The sequence below is a fragment of the Caballeronia sp. GAWG1-1 genome (assembly GCF_023631465.1).
Classification (GTDB): Bacteria; Pseudomonadota; Gammaproteobacteria; order Burkholderiales; family Burkholderiaceae; genus Caballeronia.
The window spans coordinates 61,888-78,607 of sequence record NZ_JALQDB010000013.1; the positions used below are offsets into that span (position 1 = coordinate 61,888).

Here is a 16,720-nt window from a genome sequence, read left to right on the forward strand (position 1 = left end):
GAAGATGCCCGGCGGACAAGACTGACGACGACTATCCCTCGGCCCGTCAGCCGATCAGTCTCAGCTCCAAGCACGCGCCGTTTAGGCTCTCGCCTCGACTACGACTTCCTGGCCGCCGAACGAATAAGGTTCGCTGCGTCTCAAGTCCCAGTCGATCGATCGTTCGTCGCGGCAAAGCCGGTTGAATTCGTTTTTCCCGCGCTCGGTTACGACAGCGATATCCACGGGTGCATGAAAACCCGGCGCTGGCGCAACGGTGCGCTGTCTCGTGAGTTCGAGCAGCCCGAGTGCGCGCAGAAGGTCGAAACCTTTGGGACGTTTTGCCCAGGGAACCTGACGATACTGCGCTCGGCGAAGTGCTTCGAGTACGGCTTCGTTAGAATACGTGGTCATCTCGTTCTGTCTTCCTGTGCAGCCATGACGACGCTCGTGACGGTCGCAAGACGGTCCGCGACGTCGACTAAACGCGGCGCGCCGAATTTCGCGTTGCCAAGCATGATCAGCTTGCTGGCGAATGTTTGGCCGCCGCTTGCGTTAGGTGCTGCTTTCTATTACAAGCCCCCGTTGAGAGCGCGCTAATCACGCGCTTTACTGCGACACCCGCCGATGCGTTCCCGAAGTCCGCGATGACGGAACGAATTGTCCTCAAACCAATACGTTACCCCAATCAAATTGGTTCTATTTACTTTATTGCTGCTTTTTTTTGCATTATTTGCGCTTTGGCGACGCCGCCGCGTCCAGATTGCCGTTCTTACCGTCATTTTGGCGTGGGCGTGCGGTAGCGGATGGTTCGCCGGGCCTTTGCTCAATCTGGCGCAACAGGGCTTTGATCAGACGATCACGCCGGACTTCGCACCCAAGACCGACATCGTTCTGATGGGCGGAGGAACGGACAGGGAAGGCACGGGGCTCATCCCGAAAGCGGATTCGATCCCGCGTATTGCAGCGGCGGCGAAGTTGTACCGGGAGTGCCGTGCGTCCGGTGCGTCGTGTCGATTGATCCTGAGCGGCGGCGACCCGCAAAACCACGGTCAGGCCGAAGCGGACAACTACGCGCCTTACGTGCTTGCGCAGGGCGTCGCGCCGGGCGATCTCATCCGCGAAAATCAAAGCCTCAACACTTATCAGAACGCGCGTAATGTCGCCGCCATTCTGGGTGATGCACATGACAGCGATTTGATCGTCATTACGTCGGCGTATCACATGCGACGCTCGCTGGCCGCGTTCGACGCATTCGGTTATCGTCCGCAGGCCTACGTTTCAGATGTGCGACACAACTCCGTCACACTTCTGCCCCGCTTCCGCAGCTTCGAGAACAGCGAGCTTGCGGCGCACGAGCTCGTGGGCATGGCGCGCTTCGAGGTGTATCGCTGGCTGCGTCTTTATTGAAGGCGCTGGCCGAATGCGTGAATCGATTGCGCGAGGTTTAGTCAGGACTAGCTAGCAACGAGCCGCGCCTGTAAGATCGCGCACCGGCTTTTCGAGGGCCGGCCAGGAATCGTGATTCGACACGTCGTTGCCCGAATCGGGGTCTACGATGGGTACGGTCCGAAGCGCATTGCCGAAGACGTTCGGGTAGCGAAGCACCTCAGTGCGATGCGGGACTGGATTTTGCTCCGAACTATGCGGCAATACCCGGATCGGACAGGCGATTCCCGGATTCAACTGTCACCAGGAGGTTAAAATGAAGAAAGTGTCCGTGGCTGTTCTGTTGTCGTTGAGCGCGCTTGCATCGGTGGCCTATGCTCAAAGCGAGCAAGGCGTGACGATGAGCACCGATCCCGCGAAGATCGCGGACGTCGAATCGCGCGCACAAGCTCTGCAATCGTCGCAGCAAGACAGTATGCAAGGCATGCATTCGCAGCCTATGCATAAGTCGGGTAGTCATCACAAGAAGTCGCACGGCAAGTCGACGACCGGTTCGAGCCAGTAAGTTCGCTTCCGGCCGCACGGCTAGTTCTGCCGCGCTGCGCTCTGGTGCGTGAGCACTTCGGGCGCAGCGTAATCAACGAACGAGCCAATCGCCGCTTGATATCTTCGGTAGTCCTGCAACTGATTGCGCCGAGACGGGGTACATCAGGCAATCGATGCGCGTTCTCGTGCCATCCAGTTCAACTTCGACATGCATCCGGTGCGAGCGAAACAGTCCTTCCACACCGGGATACACCTCTTCAATTTCATCGAGCACGGGCACAAGCGATTCTTCGATTCGATAGATATCGCCACGAATCGGCGCACCGGTATCGCCATCGAGCACTAGTCCGGGATAAGCGCCGAAATCGAAAAGATGACCGCGCACGTGCGCCGCGCCCAGATACTCCGGTGTCGCCAGATCATGGCGCTCTGCCGCGCGATTGATATCATTGGCTTCGCCCGCGCGCAGGGTGCCGTACACAAAGACGTATTGCATCGGAGAATGCCGCTCCATTCGTGGCGTTGAACGATCCGCGCATTATGCCCCGCGAAAATGCGCTGCCGGCGGGCCGTCCAAGCTTCCGCCCGAAAGGCGATCCATGACTACGTTAGTCGACACGAATCCAGCCAGCGAGAATGTCGAACACCTCGACATTCCGGTCGAACATTCGCCGACCCGCGATCATCCGATCCGCGTGCGCTCGCGGCCCGTGCCGTATGGCGTGCGAATCGCGCTGCATACACATCCGTGGGCGCAGGTTGCGTACACGTCACGCGGCGTGCTGCGCGTGGCAACCGCCGATTCGACGTGGATGGTGCCGCCTTCCCGTGCGATCTGGGTGCCGCCGAACGTGACGCATGAAGTCGTGATCGTCGAGGACGCGTATCTACGCACCCTTTACGTCGATGCCAGCGTCGTGCCGCCCGGCCTCGGCGCGTGCCGCGTGGTGGAAGTGTCGCCGCTGCTGCGCGAGGTGATCGCCGCACTCGACGAAGACGCGATTTCCCGTCAGCGTGAGCGGCTGCTCGGCACGCTCGCGCTCGATGAAATCATCCGCTCGCAGCCACTTCCGCTTTCCGTGCCGATGCCCAATGACAAGCGCCTGCGCGCGCTCTGCGACGCCGTGCTGAGCGACCCGTCGCATTCGGATCTCGAACGATGGTCGTCGGAAGCCGGGGCGAGCACGCGCACCATCGCGCGGCTCTTCAGGCGCGAGCTCGGCGTGAGCTTTTCGCAATGGCGCCAGCAGGCCGTGCTCGCACGCGCCATTCCGCTTCTGAGCCAGGGACGACCGCTAGCGCAAGTCGCACGGGAATTGGGTTATCAAAGTCAGAGCGCTTTTTCGGCGATGTTTCGCCGCGCTTTCGGGCAAAGTCCTCGCGCGTTTTTTTCGCGTGATGCGGGAACGGGCCACGACGAACGCCCGATGGACGACGCCTAAACGCGGCGCACCATGTGCCGGATCGAACCGAGCAAGGCGAGTCGCGGTCCCGCCGGACGATAGCCCAGACGCACGTACAGGCGCGCGGCGGGGTTGTCGACGAATACGCGCAACTGGCATTCGGCGAGCCCTCGCGCACGCGCCCAGCGATGCGCCGTGTTCAGCAGGAAGGTGCCCGCGCCGCGCCCGCGAAAGCCCTGCGCGATCTGCACGTCACGAATATGCAGCGAGTCGTCTTCCTCGGTCACGCGCATGACGCCAATAGGCACGCCGTCCGCCTGCAGGATGAAGTTCTCTGACTCGCGCCAGCTCGACAGAAAGAGGTCGCCCCGCCACACGAGATTGTGACGACGATAGTAGCCGACCATGTTGTCGTGCGTGAGCGCTTCGGCGAAAGCGAAATCCGCCATCGACGCCTGGCGCAACTGGAACAGAGAGATGTCTTCGGTCGGGTCGAGCATCGCACGCGGGACGGGCACGAGGAGGTGCCCTAAACACTATGACAGTGCGCGCCTGCTGGCAATCGACAAATCGATGTTTGCGCAGGATTCGATGCGCGGGACCTGATGCAAGCGAAAAAACGAGCCCAAAAAAAATCCAGCCCGAAGGCTGGATTTTCTCAACTAGCTGGCGGAGCGGACGGGACTCGAACCCGCGACCCCCGGCGTGACAGGCCGGTATTCTAACCAACTGAACTACCGCTCCAACTCGTTCACCGATTGCAGCGCTTTTACAGCAGCCGCCGATGTTCTGGCGTCCCCTAGGGGATTCGAACCCCTGTACTCACCGTGAAAGGGTGATGTCCTAGGCCTCTAGACGAAGGGGACTTCAACCTACTAAAACTAAACTATCGACACAGCGCAGCGAAAAAAAATCCGGCTTATCAGCCGGAGTCTTCCTGCTTGGAATGCGTTGGCGGAGCGGACGGGACTCGAACCCGCGACCCCCGGCGTGACAGGCCGGTATTCTAACCAACTGAACTACCGCTCCAGCGCTTACTTCCAGGCAGCGCTTCTTACAGCAGCCGCCGATGTGCTGGCGTCCCCTAGGGGATTCGAACCCCTGTACTCACCGTGAAAGGGTGATGTCCTAGGCCTCTAGACGAAGGGGACAGAAACTTGTGTATCTGTCTTTGCTACTTAATCATTCGCTCTGGGCTTAACAACTTGCCGCAAGCAGCGAAGACCGAAATTCTATACAACCTGATGTTACTTGTGAAGTATTTTTTGCGACTTCCGAAACGCTGGAAACCATACAAACAATACCACCTGCCCTGCAAAACCATTCTTGGTGGAGGTAAGCGGGATCGAACCGCTGACCTCTTGCATGCCATGCAAGCGCTCTCCCAGCTGAGCTATACCCCCTTGCAGAACAGAAACGAGATTCTATAGGCCATTTTTGAAGTTGTAAATACCCTTTGACGCTCGTAGCGAAATTTTTTACCTCTCTTCATGCATTTGCGCGCAATGCATGCATCGCTGGCATTCATCGCGCGCGGCTTTGCGTCTTCAGTCAGCTTGCGGCCAGTTCCAGCCGACGTAAAACGGCTTCGCGGCCGAAGAGCGCGAGCACGGCGTCGAGGGACGGCGTGTGCGTCGTGCCTGCAACCAGCAAGCGAACCGGCATCGCGAGTTGCGGCATCTTGAGCTTGTGCGCGGCAAGCGTAGCCTTCACGGCCGCGGCAATCGCTTCCTTGCTCCACTCCGCTTCGGCGAGCGCCGCGCGCAGATCGGCGATGGCCGGCCGCACTGCATCGGTGACGTGCTGCTTGCGCGCTTCGGGATCGATCGTGGGCTCGCGATAGAACATCACGGCGTTATCGGCGATTTCCTTCACCGTCGATGCGCGGTCCTTCAAAAGCCCGATCGCCAGTTCCAGCGGCGCGCCGTTCTCGATCGCGCTCGCTTCGATACCCGCCTCGCGCAAGAACGGCCGCGTGAGTTCCGCAAGGCGACCGTTGTCCGCTTCCTTGATGTAATGCGCGTTGAGCCAGTTGAGCTTGTCGTGGTCGTATTGCGCCGGCGACTTGCCCAGATGCTCGAGGTCGAACCATTCGACGAACTGTTCGCGCGAGAAGATTTCCGCATCGCCATGCGACCAGCCGAGGCGTGCGAGATAGTTCACGACCGCCTCGGGCAGATACCCGTTGTCGCGATAACCGGTCACGGCCATGGCGCCGTGACGCTTGCTCATCTTCTCGCCCTGCTCGTTCAGCACCGTCGGCAAATGCGCGTAAACCGGCACTTCACCGCCGAGCGCGCGCAGGATGTTGATCTGACGCGGCGTGTTGTTCACGTGATCGTCGCCGCGAATGACGTGCGTGATCTGCATGTCGAGGTCGTCGACGACCACGCAGAAGTTGTAGGTCGGCGTACCGTCGGGACGCGCGATGACGAGATCGTCGAGTTCTTCGTTCGAGATCTCGACCGTGCCCTTCACGGCGTCGTCCCATGCGACCACGCCCGTCAGCGGATTGCGAAAGCGCACCACCGGCTCCACGCCTTCGGGAACCGGCGGCAACTCCTTGCCCGGCTCGGGACGCCACGTGCCGTCGTAACGCGGCTTTTCGCCCGCGGCGCGCTGACGCTCGCGCAGGGCATCGAGCTCCTCGGTCGACATGTAGCAGTGGTACGCAAGCCCCTTCTCCAGCATCTGCGCGACCACTTCGCGATAACGCTCCATGCGCTGCATCTGATAGAACGGACCTTCGTCGAAATCGAGGCCGAGCCAGGCCATGCCTTCGAGAATCGCGTCGACCGAGGCTTCGGTGGAGCGCTCGACATCGGTGTCCTCGATGCGCAGCACGAAGGTGCCCTTCATCTTGCGCGCGAACGCCCAGGGATAGAGCGCGGAGCGGATGTTGCCGAGATGGATGAAACCGGTCGGGCTCGGTGCGAAGCGGGTACGGACTTGGGTGGTCATTGCGGTTTTACTCGATGGATGGCGTCTGTCTCGCTCGAAGCCGATGCGCGCTCTACGCGCCTCAAAGCAGACGAGAAGTGTCCAATGACGGCTGATTCGGAAGCGTTCGTGCGGCTGGATCACGCGGCCGGCGCTTCGTCAAAGTGAACCGGAATTATACTCGCGGCCTGCTTTGTGCCGGTCCGTGCGCCTTTGTTTTATGATGTCCGCGCCTTTTTGCCGATACCGGCCAAGGCACGTTCAAAGCAGCAAGCCGCGCCCGGAGTTCAACTTGAAGCCATCGTCATCCCGTCTTTCGCTTTCGCGTCGCGCGTTTTCGCTCGCGGCGCTGTCATCCGTCGTGACCGCGTGCACGACCGCCACGGGCGGCAACGCCACGTCGACCACGACCACGAGCACGCCGCCGCCGAAAACGGATATCCAGCGGCAAGCGCCCGTTCGCATCGGGCTTGCGCTCGGTGGCGGCGCGGCGCGCGGCTTCGCGCATATCGGCGTGATCAAGGCGCTCGAAGCGCGCAACGTGCCGGTCGATCTCGTGGCGGGCACGAGCGCGGGCTCGGTCATCGCGGCACTGTATGCGTCGGGCATGAACGGCATCGCCATCAACAAGCTCGCGCTCACCATGGACGAAGCCTCGATCAGCGACTGGGCCATGCCTTTTCGCACGCGCGGCATCTTGCAAGGCGTGGCGCTGCAGAACTACCTCAACAAGACGCTCGACAATCGTCCGATCGAGAAGATGGCGAAGCCGCTTGGCATCGTCGCGACCGACCTTCGGAATGGTCAGCCGATCCTCTTTCAGCGCGGCAATACGGGCATCGCGGTGCGCGCGTCGTGCAGCGTGCCGTCGATCTTCGAGCCGGTGAAGATCGGCGACCACGAATATGTCGATGGCGGGCTGGTGAGTCCCGTACCCGCCGCATTCGCGCACAAGATGGGCGCGGACTTCGTGATCGCCGTGGATATTTCGGCGCGTCCCGAAAGCGGCCTCACGCAAAGCTCGTTCGACGTGCTCATGCAGACCTTCACGATCATGGGCCAGACCATCAAGGCTTATGAACTCGACAAGTACGCGGACGCGGTCATCCGGCCGAATCTCAATGCCATGAGCAGCAGCGACTTCAGCCAGCGCAACGCATCGATTTTGGCGGGCGAGGAAGCGGTCGCGAAGATGTGGCCGGCGTTGCAGCGGCAGCTCGTCGAACGCGGCGTGCGCGTTTGAGAAGTCTTCTGCCTGCGTAATGCAGCGCGGAGCATGAGCGCGCCGGCGCTCGGATACCACGGCGGTTCCTGTGCTCGGGTGCGCGGCGAGCGTTTGAAACCCAACGCGAAGAATCGATCGAGCGACGCACTGTCGCCCAACGATGTCACGGCGACTTGGGTGCTCGAATGCGCGGCAAACCCCAAGCAAAAGAGGCCACGCTCGCCGAGCCGTGGCCTCTTTCGTTCGCGCTGCGGAAAACCGCGACTACCTTAGCGACTTCACCTTGTCTGCCGTGATGTCGGCAGGCTGTCCGCCCCACGTTGCGCGAAGATAATTCGCCAGTTCGGCGATCTGCTCGTCGCTATACGTGCCCGCGAATCCAGGCATGTCCTGCATGGCCTCGCCGTGCGGGAACGGCTGCGCCTTTATGCCATCGAGCATCGACACGATCAGGTTGCGCGGATCGGCCAGACGCAAGGTCGAGTTGCCGTCCATCGCTACCGTGACGTGCGGCTTGCCCTCGCCCTCGTGCCCGTGACAACCCGCGCAAGAATCCAGATAGAGCGAGCGTCCCGCAGCGAGCCGCGTGGCGTCACCCGACTGAATGGCGGCGAGCGGCGCGGCTGCCTGCGGCTTGTCGCCGAGCAGATACGTGGCGAGCGCGCGCAGATCGTTGGAATCCAGATGCTGCGTGCTCAGATAGATCACGGGATGCATCTCGCCATACGCCGAGCCTTGCCGCGCGACGCCCGTCGCGAAGAAAGTCTGCAGATCGGCGGCATTCCAGCCACGCGCGGCAAGCGCTTGCGGCGTGATGTCGGGCGCGCCGACACGGCCGAGGGCTTCGCCCTGCAGCGTCTTCGCATCCTGCAACTGGCCGAAGGCACCACGCGGCGTGTGGCACTCGGCGCAATGGCCGAGCGCGTTGGCTAGATAGCGCCCGCGCGTCCAGTCCGCCGATTGTCCCTGCGACGCATCCGGCAAGGTGTCGTTCAAGAACAGCATGTCCCAGAAACGCACGGCGAAGCGCACGTTGTAGGGAAACGAGAGGATCGGCTTGAGACTCGGCACGGCTGCCGGCTTTTGCGCCATCAGATACGCGTAAAGGGCGTCACTGTCCTCGCGCGTGATCTGTCGATACGACGTATAAGGCATCGCCGGATACAGCTTGCCATTCGGTGACTTGCCTTCATGCAGCACGGCGTAGAAGTCGTCGGCGCTATAAGAGCCGATGCCGTACTTCGTATCGGGCGTGATGTTGGTGCCGTAGAACGTGCCGAACTGCGATTGCAGCTTCACGCCGCCCGCGAACGGCGCGCCGCCGTTCGCCGTGTGGCATGCGGCGCAGTCCGCCGCATGCGCGAGATAGCGTCCACGCGCGATCTGCTCGGGCGAGCTCGTGATGTGAACGGGCGCGTCCCGACGGTCGCCGCACGCGCTCAACGCGAAAGCGGCAAGCGCGAGTGGAATCAGCCGCACGACGCAGCGCGACACGAAGCGAGTCACATTCAGTCTCGTCATGCTGCGTCCTTCACCAGGCCGGGCGTCGTGAGCACCAGTTCCTTCACGGCTTCGTAGTAGCGCACGTAACCTGTGCAACGGCAGATGTGGCTGTCGAGCGCCGACATGATGGTCGCTTCGATCTGATCCTTCGCGATGGGATCGCGCTTCAGGTTGTCGAGCAGGACCATCGTCGCGTTGACGAAACCCGGCGTGCAATAGCCGCACTGGAAGCTGAAATGTTCCAGGAACTTCTGCTGCACGGGCGCCAGTTCGACGACTTCGCCCTGCTCGTTGCGCTTCGCGTGTCCCTCGACGGTCCGCACGTTCTTGCCGTCGAAGAAATGCGCGCCGTTGATGCACGAACGCACTTCCTCGCTCGTGCCATCGGCCCGGTCGACGATCACGACGCACGCGTGGCAGATGCCCTGCCCGCAGCCGAGACGCGAGCCGGTCAGGCCGAGATACTCGTGCAGGAAATCGATCATCGGCAAGCCGGATGGCACCTGCATCGGGCCGACCTTATTGCCGTTGATCGTCATGGAGAGCGAGCGCGATTCGACGCCCGCGGCGGATGGGATGGCCGTCATGCGAGCACCTCCTGAATGTTTTGCGGGCTCACCGGCAGATCGGTGAATCGATGTCCGATCGCATGCGCGATCGCGTTGACGATGGCTCCAACCACCGGAATCATCACCACTTCGGCGATGCCTTTAGGCGGATCGGTTTCGGAAAGCGGCGGCAACACTTCGCTGGTTTGCTTCCAGACTGCGACATCGCTTGCGAGCGGCAAGTGATAGCGGTTGAAGTTCCACGTGCCGTTGCCGGGACCGTCTTCGTAAAGCGGCAGATACTCATGCAGCGCGTGGCCGATGCCCATCGCGAGGCCGCCTTGCAACTGCCCGGAGACGAGTTGCGGCGCGATCTGATTGCCGCATTCCATGATCGAATGATGCGAGAGCAGTTCGACCTTGCCGCTGGCCGAGTCGATAGCAAGTTCGACGAGCGTGCCGACCGCGCTGTAATACGTGACCGCGGCGTTGTTGCGCTGCACGGGCGGGATGAACACGCGTTTGCGATCGAGCACGGTATAGCCGTTGGCCGTGGCCTTGCCGCGTTGCTTGCCGTTGGCGGCATCGGCGCTGCCGAAGCGCACCGAGAGTCCGTCGAGCGGTACCTGATCGACGGTGCCCGCGATATCGAACTGCGCCTCGCTCCACTGCCAGCGATTGAAGGTATGCACCGCAGCGCCCGTGACGAGCCCGAGTTCATGCGCCTTCTTCGCGAGCACGTCGAAGGCAAGCGGCTCCATGCCGTCGGCCGCCAGCTTGCCGTCGACCCAGCGCGCATCTTCCACACGCACGACGTACGAGGTCGCCTGACCGCCGCCGATACCCTGCCCCCAGAGCGCGAGCGCGGCGGGCCAGATGCCGTGACGGAACACGACGCGCGCCGCTTCATGCGTGGCATGCGTGAAGTAGAAGGCGGAATTCGTCGCGCTGGCCGGCGACATGTACGCGGGCGACCAGCGCGGATTCGCGCTCAAGCGATCCTGCTCGGCTTGCGACATGATGTACGGATCGCCGCTCGTCACGACCGGCAGATCCGTCCAGTCGATGATCGCCATATGCACCTCGACGGCGGGCTTGCCGAGCCACTTCGCGACCGCGAGGGCCTGCGAGGTCGACGTGCCGGTGCCGATCTCCGCGCCCGAGTGACTCAACGCGATGCGCCCGTCGGCCGTGAACTCCACCTTCGCGAAGGCGCTTTCCGCGCCCGTACCGAAGTCCTTCTGCGTACACGCGAAGCCGATGCCATAGCGCATTCCCGGATGCGCCGCCTCGAAATCGCTCTTGCGCCGCATGCGTTCGGTCCACAGCGGCAGTTCCTTCGCGCGACGCAGCACTTCCTCGGCGCGCAACGCGCCGGCGGGAATGGCGCCTTGCGTGTTCTTCATGCCGGTGCGGAACACGTTCTTGAGGCGAAAAACGATCGGGTCGATATCGAGCTTCTGCGCGATCTCGTCGATCATCATCTCGGTCGCGGCCATGCTTTGCAGCGTGCCGTAACCGCGCGCCGAACCGGCATCGACCGCGCGCGAGGCAATCGCGATCGCGGTCAGATCGCTCTGCGGAATGTAGTAGATCGACTGCGCCGCGGTGGCGCCGACCATCGCGACCGATGGCGAGAAGTTGCAGCGTCCGCCGCCGTTCGCTTCGAAGTCGCCCTTGAAGGCTTGAATGAGGCCGGTGTTCTTGTCGATCGCCATGCGATAGCGCATGTCGAACGCGTGACGCTTGAGCGAGCTCTGGAACTGTTCGAAGCGGTCGAAAGCCAGGCGCACGGGACGGCCCTCGCCATACATGGCCGCGACGAGACCGTAGAACGGCACGTTGAAGTGATCCTTCGAACCGTAGCCCACCGTGTAGCACGGATGCAAGAACAGGTTCTTCACCGGAAAATGCGACTTGGCCGCCATCTCCACGGCACTTTCCGCGACTTCGTGCGGACCTTGCGTCGGGACGACCATGTGCAGCGACTGAGTCGCCGCGTCGTACCAGCAATTCGCGTTGTCGGGCTCGAGCGCGGCCGTATCGACCGATTGCGTCTTGTATTCGCGATCCACGACGAGCCAGTCCGCCGGCGGATGATCGAGCTGGTCGGCAATACTTTGCGCGTGGAACATGCCCTGCTCGTCGAGCTTGCCGTGTTCATGAGCGTCGGCCCAGACGGGCGCGCGCTTCTTCATCATGTGCGGAAAGAGCGGCGTGTTCTTCAGGCTCGAAAACGTGTCTTCGTCGAAAGGCGTCTTGCCGCCGACGCGCACGAAGCGAAACGACGCCCACGGATCGCGTTCGAGCGGACCCGTCGTTGCGCCGTAACGGATCACGCCATCGCGGAACTGGAGCTTTTCCTTCGCGAAACGGAAGCGCGCGAAGTCGTGATAGATCAGCATCGCGACGGCCTGGCCGAGATACGCGGGCGTCTTCCCGGCGGGCAGGAACATGTCGTCGCCATAGAACGCGGGGAAGGCGAGCTTGTCGCGCGCAAGATCTTCCGCGGTGACGACGCGATCGGGCTTCAGCGCATCGCCGAGCACCGACAGATCGAAGCCTTCGTACAGACAGTCGGCCCGTGTCACACGCAGGATCAGCGCGTGCGATTGTTGCTGCGGCCAATGCGGCATGTCGGCCGCGCGGATGTCGCGCGCGAAGACCTTCGCGCCCGTTACTTTTGCCATGCCGTCGATACGAAACTTTGCGCTTCCGTTCGTGGCATCCCATTGAACGGGCGTGAGTATCTTCTCTTCGAACAACGCGGCGAACGCACGGCTGCCTAAGGGCGCGACGAATACCGAAACGCCCGCGAGCGCAGCCGCCTTCAGAAAACCACGACGCGACAGGTCGAGTTTCCCCATGTACTTCTCCTCAAGTGATCGCCACAGGCCGTCCAGCATGGGGACGGCCACACGCCGCCTTCACGCGGGCATGTAAAATTTGTTTGCAATACGAAACGTCGCTGGGCGATGAATCGAATCCGGCATTGACTGACAGAAGGCAGTGGGCGCGATTTTAAGTGCGGGAAAGACCGTCAACAACGCGCACAACGTCAAGTTCTGTCAAGATTAAAGCGGCGAGGGAATGAGGAAAATCAATATGGTGAAATGCCGCGCGCTCAAAATAAAACGGCGACCTCTTTCGAGAGTCGCCGTCTTTTAGACGATACCAACGCGATCAATAATCCGCGTCTTCGATCCACGCAGCCTGAATGGCTTCTAGAATCTTTTCATTGGAGCTCTGCGGATCGTCGTCGAAACCAACCAACTCCGTCACCCAGCGATGCAAGTCCGTGAAACGCACATACTGGGGATCGATATCCTGATGCGCATCGGTCAAGGCCATTGCGATCTCTTGAGTATCTGTCCACTTCATGAGCGAGCCTCCGTCAGTGATTTTCTTTGGCGTGGTTAATGGTGTAGCGCGGGATCTCGACCACCAGATCCTCGTCGGCCGGCACCATTGCCTGACATGATAACCGCGATGTCGGTTCGAGGCCCCACGCCTTGTCGAGGAGATCGTCCTCGTCTTCCTCCGACGGTTCGAGCGCGTTGAAGCCCTCGCGGATGATGACGTGGCAGGTCGTGCACGCGCACGACTTCTCGCAGGCGTGCTCGATCTCGATACCGTGTTCCAGCAGATTGTCGCAGATGCTCTTGCCGATATCGGCGTCGATGACCGCGCCGTCCGGGCAAAGCTCCACGTGAGGAAGCACAACGATTTGAGGCATGGACTTAAGTTTTCCGTGAATTTCCGAATGGATCAGACATCGTCGAGCTTGCGGCCGGCGAGTGCGCGGCGAATGCTCTTGTTCATGCGGCGCGCGGCGAATTCGTCGGTTGCAACGGAAAGCGCCTTGGTCGCGTCTTCGATACGTTGCGCCGAATCGCCCTTCGCGATGGTCGCGAGTTCTTCCGCCAGCGTTTCGATCTGCGCGCGTTCGCTCTCGTCGAGCAACTCGGCGTCTGCCGCGAGCGCCGCGTACGTGGCTTCGACCAGCCGTTCTGCATCGACCTGTGCCTCGCGCAGCGCGCGGGCCTGCATGTCGGTCTCGGCGGTCTTGAAACTTTCCTCGAGCATGCGCGCGACGTCGTCATCGGCGAGACCGTAGGACGGCTTCACCACCACCGACGCTTCCACGCCCGAAATCTGCTCGCGCGCGAAAACGGACAGCAAGCCGTCGGCATCGACCTGATACGTCACGCGAATGCGCGCGGCGCCCGCCGCCATCGGCGGAATGCCGCGCAATTCGAAACGCGCGAGCGAGCGGCAGTCGGACACGAGTTCGCGTTCGCCCTGGACCACGTGGATCGCCATTGCCGTCTGGCCGTCCTTGAACGTGGTGAAGTCTTGCGCGCGCGCGGTCGGGATCGTCGAGTTGCGCGGAATGATCTTTTCGGTGAGACCGCCCATGGTTTCGACGCCGAGCGACAGCGGAATCACGTCGAGCAAGAGCCAGTCGTCGCCTTCGCCGCGACGGTTGCCGGCGAGCAGATCGGCCTGAATCGCGGCGCCGAGCGCCACGACCTGATCCGGGTCGAGATTGACGAGCGGCGGCTGGCCGAAATACGTCTGCACCGCGCGGCGGATCACCGGCATGCGCGTCGCGCCGCCGACCAGCACCACGCCCTTGATCTCGGCGGGCGCGACCTTGGCATCGCGCAGCGCCTTTCTCGTGGGTCCGAGCGTGCGCGCGACGAGCGCTTCGGTGAGCGTGTCGAACTGCGCTTCGGTCACGGCGACATCGATCACGCGGCCGTCCGAAAGCGTCGCCTGGACGCGCGTTTCATCGGCCGACGAAAGCGCTTCCTTCGCGACTCGCACATGGTCCAGCAAGAGCCGCACGTCTTCGGGCGAAGTGACTTCGACGCCCGCCTGCGCAATCACATGCCGATACAGCACGTGGTCGAAATCGTCGCCGCCGAGCGCGGAATCGCCGCCGGCCGCGAGTACTTCGAAGACACCCTTGGTGAGCTTGAGAATGGACAGATCGAAGGTACCGCCGCCGAGATCGTAGACCGCGTACAGACCTTCCGATGCGTTGTCGAGACCGTAAGCGATGGCCGCCGCGGTCGGTTCGTTCAGCAGTCGCAGCACGTTGAGGCCGGCGAGCTTCGCGGCGTCCTTGGTGGCCTGGCGCTGGGCTTCATCGAAATAAGCGGGCACGGTGATGACCGCGCCGACCAGATCTTCGCCGAGCGAATCTTCCGCGCGATAACGCAGCGTGGCGAGAATCTCGGCCGACACCTCGACCGGGCTCTTCACGCCGTCGATCGTACGAATCTGCACCATGCCGGGCGCGTCGATGAAATCGTACGGCGCGTTCTCCGCGCCCTCCACCTCGCTCTTGCCTCGGCCCATGAAGCGCTTGACGGACACGATCGTATTGCGCGGATCGATGGCCGCTTCTTCCTTCGCGACGCGGCCGATGCGCCGTCCGCCCTTTTCCAGATAGCGCACCACCGACGGCAGCAGCACATGGCCGTCCTCGTCGGGAAGCGCTTCGGGCACGCTGTTGCGCACGGCCGCCACGAGCGAGTTCGTCGTGCCGAGATCGATACCGACCGCCACGCGCCGCTGATGCGGTGCGGGCGCCATGCCGGGTTCTGAGATTTGCAGTAAAGCCATCGTTGATCTTATGGGGTTGTGTGCGGCGCCTGAGGCTCTTGTACGTCAGGCGGTTTCGAGCCGCTCGATCTGCGTGCCGATTTCATGCACCACGCGCTCGATGAACATCAGCTGCCGCACCGCCTCGCTTGCCGCCTGATCCGACTTGCTGTCGATCAGCGCTTCGAGCTTGGTGAAGCGCACGCGTTCTTCATCGCGCAATTCGTCGAGCAAGGATTCGAGCGCGCCGATATTCTTCGCGCCGGCCGCATCCTCGATATTCTCGCGCCATTCCATTTGCTGCATGAGGAACGCGGGTTCCATCGCCGTATTGTTTTCCGCGCCGACGTCGATACCGCGCAGCGACAGCATGTAGCGCGCGCGCTTCAACGGATCGCGCAGCGTTTGGTAAGCCTCGTTGGCGCGCGTCGCCCATTGCATCGCGATTCGGCGTTGCGCGTCGCCCGCCGAGGCGAAGCGGTCCGGATGCACTTGCGCCTGCACGGTACGATATGCGTCGTCGAGCGCTTGCTGATCGACCGCGAAGACCGGCGGCAAGTCGAAGAGATCGAAGTGACTGTCGTTGAGCGATGCCATTGAAGATTACCGGTTACTCGGAAGATGTCTCGAAGGATGCAGCAAAGTCGAAGCGCGAATGAAAAAGGCGGCACGCGCCGCCTCTTTTGCCGATACCGCCGGCGTCATGCCCGGTTATACGCGGAACGACTCGCCGCAGCCGCACTCGTCCTTCGCGTTCGGGTTGTTGAAGCGAAAGCCTTCGTTCAGCCCTTCGCGCGCGAAATCCAGTTCGGTGCCGTCGAGATAGGCGAGGCTTTTCGGATCGATCACGACCTTCACGCCCGCCGACTCGAACACCATGTCTTCCGGTGCGAGTTCATCGACATATTCGAGCTTGTACGCGAGACCCGAACAGCCCGTCGTACGCACGCCCAGGCGCAGCCCGACGCCCTTGCCGCGTCGCGCCAGATACTTATGCACGTGCTGTGCTGCCTTCTCCGTCAACGTGATTGCCATAGTCTTTGCGTCGCGCTCTTTACTTGCTGCGTTACTTCGAAATCCGAGGCGCCGATCTTGCCGGCGCCATTCCAGGGTCGTTGCCTACGCCACCTTCATGCCGCATTCAGGCCGCGTGTTGCTTGGCTTCCGTCTGCTCGGCCTGGGGAGCCGCCACGCCGTGACGTTCCTTGTAGTCGGCGACCGCTGCCTTGATTGCGTCTTCGGCGAGAATCGAGCAGTGAATCTTCACGGGCGGCAGTGCGAGTTCCTCGGCGATCTGCGTGTTCTTGATCGTCAGCGCCTGATCCAGCGTCTTGCCCTTCACCCATTCGGTCACGAGCGAGCTCGACGCGATGGCCGAGCCGCAGCCGTACGTCTTGAACTTCGCGTCTTCGATCACGCCGTCCGCGCCCACGCGGATCTGCAGTTTCATCACGTCGCCGCAAGCCGGTGCGCCGACCATGCCGGTGCCGACCGTGTCGTCGTCCTTCGAGAAGGAGCCGACGTTGCGCGGGTTTTCGTAGTGGTCCAGAACCTTGTCGCTATAAGCCATGATT

17 protein-coding genes and 5 tRNA genes are annotated in these 16,720 nt (G+C 62.0%); 4 read left to right on the top strand and 18 right to left on the bottom strand.

The annotated features are described in order from the left end of the window. Positions 1 to 81 precede the first annotated feature (81 nt). Positions 82 to 393 (bottom strand): hypothetical protein, encoded by a 312-nt coding sequence (locus NCT03_RS08475; RefSeq protein WP_244825411.1) that lies wholly within the window; start codon positions 391 to 393, stop codon positions 82 to 84. Between the two features lie 408 nt (positions 394 to 801). Between NCT03_RS08475 and NCT03_RS08480 the strand changes: the two genes are divergently transcribed. Together NCT03_RS08480 and NCT03_RS08485 are read left to right on the top strand one after the other, a co-directional pair. After that, the gene (locus NCT03_RS08480) at positions 802 to 1,389 is read left to right on the top strand and encodes a YdcF family protein (RefSeq protein ID WP_250492491.1); all 588 of its coding nucleotides are present in this window, start codon (positions 802 to 804) and stop codon (positions 1,387 to 1,389) included. A gap of 295 nt (positions 1,390 to 1,684) precedes the next feature. Next, complete coding sequence (locus NCT03_RS08485; RefSeq protein ID WP_250492492.1) at positions 1,685 to 1,933, top strand: hypothetical protein; 249 nt, start codon at positions 1,685 to 1,687, stop codon at positions 1,931 to 1,933. A 72-nt stretch (positions 1,934 to 2,005) separates the two neighbouring features. Here NCT03_RS08485 and NCT03_RS08490 read toward each other — a convergent pair whose 3' ends face one another. Further along, positions 2,006 to 2,410 (bottom strand): gamma-glutamylcyclotransferase family protein, encoded by a 405-nt coding sequence (locus NCT03_RS08490; RefSeq protein WP_244825414.1) that lies wholly within the window; start codon positions 2,408 to 2,410, stop codon positions 2,006 to 2,008. Between the two features lie 103 nt (positions 2,411 to 2,513). Between NCT03_RS08490 and NCT03_RS08495 the strand changes: the two genes are divergently transcribed. Beyond that, positions 2,514 to 3,356 (top strand): AraC family transcriptional regulator, encoded by an 843-nt coding sequence (locus tag NCT03_RS08495; protein ID WP_250492493.1) that lies wholly within the window; start codon positions 2,514 to 2,516, stop codon positions 3,354 to 3,356. Here the strand turns inward: NCT03_RS08495 and NCT03_RS08500 are convergent. The 7 genes from NCT03_RS08500 to gltX form a co-directional block, all read right to left on the bottom strand. Beyond that, a complete protein-coding gene (locus NCT03_RS08500; RefSeq protein ID WP_250492494.1) occupies positions 3,353 to 3,835 on the bottom strand; it encodes a GNAT family N-acetyltransferase in 483 nt (160 codons plus the stop codon). The genes NCT03_RS08495 and NCT03_RS08500 overlap by 4 nt on opposite strands. 149 nt (positions 3,836 to 3,984) lie before the next feature. Further along, positions 3,985 to 4,061, bottom strand: a tRNA-Asp gene (locus NCT03_RS08505). A gap of 46 nt (positions 4,062 to 4,107) precedes the next feature. Continuing rightward, positions 4,108 to 4,183, bottom strand: a tRNA-Glu gene (locus tag NCT03_RS08510). Between the two features lie 86 nt (positions 4,184 to 4,269). Next, positions 4,270 to 4,346, bottom strand: a tRNA-Asp gene (locus NCT03_RS08515). 46 nt (positions 4,347 to 4,392) lie between these two features. Further along, a tRNA-Glu gene (locus tag NCT03_RS08520) sits at positions 4,393 to 4,468 on the bottom strand. A gap of 176 nt (positions 4,469 to 4,644) precedes the next feature. Next, positions 4,645 to 4,720: transfer RNA gene (locus tag NCT03_RS08525), tRNA-Ala, on the bottom strand. A gap of 148 nt (positions 4,721 to 4,868) precedes the next feature. Next, a complete protein-coding gene (gene gltX / locus NCT03_RS08530) occupies positions 4,869 to 6,278 on the bottom strand; it encodes a glutamate--tRNA ligase (protein WP_250492495.1) in 1,410 nt (469 codons plus the stop codon). A 271-nt stretch (positions 6,279 to 6,549) separates the two neighbouring features. Between gltX and NCT03_RS08535 the strand changes: the two genes are divergently transcribed. After that, positions 6,550 to 7,500, top strand: a complete 951-nt coding sequence (locus NCT03_RS08535) for a patatin-like phospholipase family protein (RefSeq protein ID WP_250492496.1) — start codon at positions 6,550 to 6,552, stop codon at positions 7,498 to 7,500. A gap of 246 nt (positions 7,501 to 7,746) precedes the next feature. Here NCT03_RS08535 and NCT03_RS08540 read toward each other — a convergent pair whose 3' ends face one another. The 9 genes from NCT03_RS08540 to iscU all read right to left on the bottom strand — a co-directional run bounded on the left by NCT03_RS08540 (position 7,747) and on the right by iscU (position 16,716). Next, the gene (locus NCT03_RS08540; protein ID WP_250492497.1) at positions 7,747 to 9,003 is read right to left on the bottom strand and encodes a c-type cytochrome; all 1,257 of its coding nucleotides are present in this window, start codon (positions 9,001 to 9,003) and stop codon (positions 7,747 to 7,749) included. Further along, entirely contained in the window at positions 9,000 to 9,620 is a 621-nt protein-coding gene (locus NCT03_RS08545) for a (2Fe-2S)-binding protein (protein ID WP_502800362.1), read from the bottom strand. The genes NCT03_RS08540 and NCT03_RS08545 overlap by 4 nt, the downstream gene beginning before the upstream one ends. After that, positions 9,569 to 12,400, bottom strand: coding sequence for a xanthine dehydrogenase family protein molybdopterin-binding subunit (locus NCT03_RS08550; protein ID WP_250492498.1), 2,832 nt, complete (start codon positions 12,398 to 12,400; stop codon positions 9,569 to 9,571). Before NCT03_RS08550 ends, NCT03_RS08545 begins: the two co-directional genes overlap by 52 nt. A 316-nt stretch (positions 12,401 to 12,716) precedes the next feature. Next, positions 12,717 to 12,914 (bottom strand): Fe-S cluster assembly protein IscX, encoded by a 198-nt coding sequence (gene iscX / locus NCT03_RS08555; RefSeq protein ID WP_244825420.1) that lies wholly within the window; start codon positions 12,912 to 12,914, stop codon positions 12,717 to 12,719. Between the two features lie 13 nt (positions 12,915 to 12,927). Further along, positions 12,928 to 13,269 carry an ISC system 2Fe-2S type ferredoxin gene (gene fdx / locus NCT03_RS08560; RefSeq protein WP_244825421.1) on the bottom strand — a complete coding sequence of 114 codons (342 nt, stop codon included), beginning with the start codon at positions 13,267 to 13,269 and terminating at the stop codon, positions 12,928 to 12,930. A 32-nt stretch (positions 13,270 to 13,301) separates the two neighbouring features. Then, the gene (gene hscA, locus NCT03_RS08565; RefSeq protein WP_244825422.1) at positions 13,302 to 15,167 is read right to left on the bottom strand and encodes a Fe-S protein assembly chaperone HscA; all 1,866 of its coding nucleotides are present in this window, start codon (positions 15,165 to 15,167) and stop codon (positions 13,302 to 13,304) included. 45 nt (positions 15,168 to 15,212) lie between these two features. Further along, positions 15,213 to 15,743, bottom strand: a complete 531-nt coding sequence (hscB, locus tag NCT03_RS08570; protein WP_250492499.1) for a Fe-S protein assembly co-chaperone HscB — start codon at positions 15,741 to 15,743, stop codon at positions 15,213 to 15,215. Positions 15,744 to 15,857: 114 nt separating this feature from the next. Beyond that, complete coding sequence (gene iscA, locus NCT03_RS08575) at positions 15,858 to 16,181, bottom strand: iron-sulfur cluster assembly protein IscA (protein ID WP_244825424.1); 324 nt, start codon at positions 16,179 to 16,181, stop codon at positions 15,858 to 15,860. A gap of 106 nt (positions 16,182 to 16,287) precedes the next feature. Next, on the bottom strand, positions 16,288 to 16,716 hold the full coding sequence (gene iscU / locus NCT03_RS08580) for a Fe-S cluster assembly scaffold IscU (RefSeq protein ID WP_244825425.1): 429 nt from the start codon (positions 16,714 to 16,716) through the stop codon (positions 16,288 to 16,290). Positions 16,717 to 16,720 lie beyond the last annotated feature (4 nt).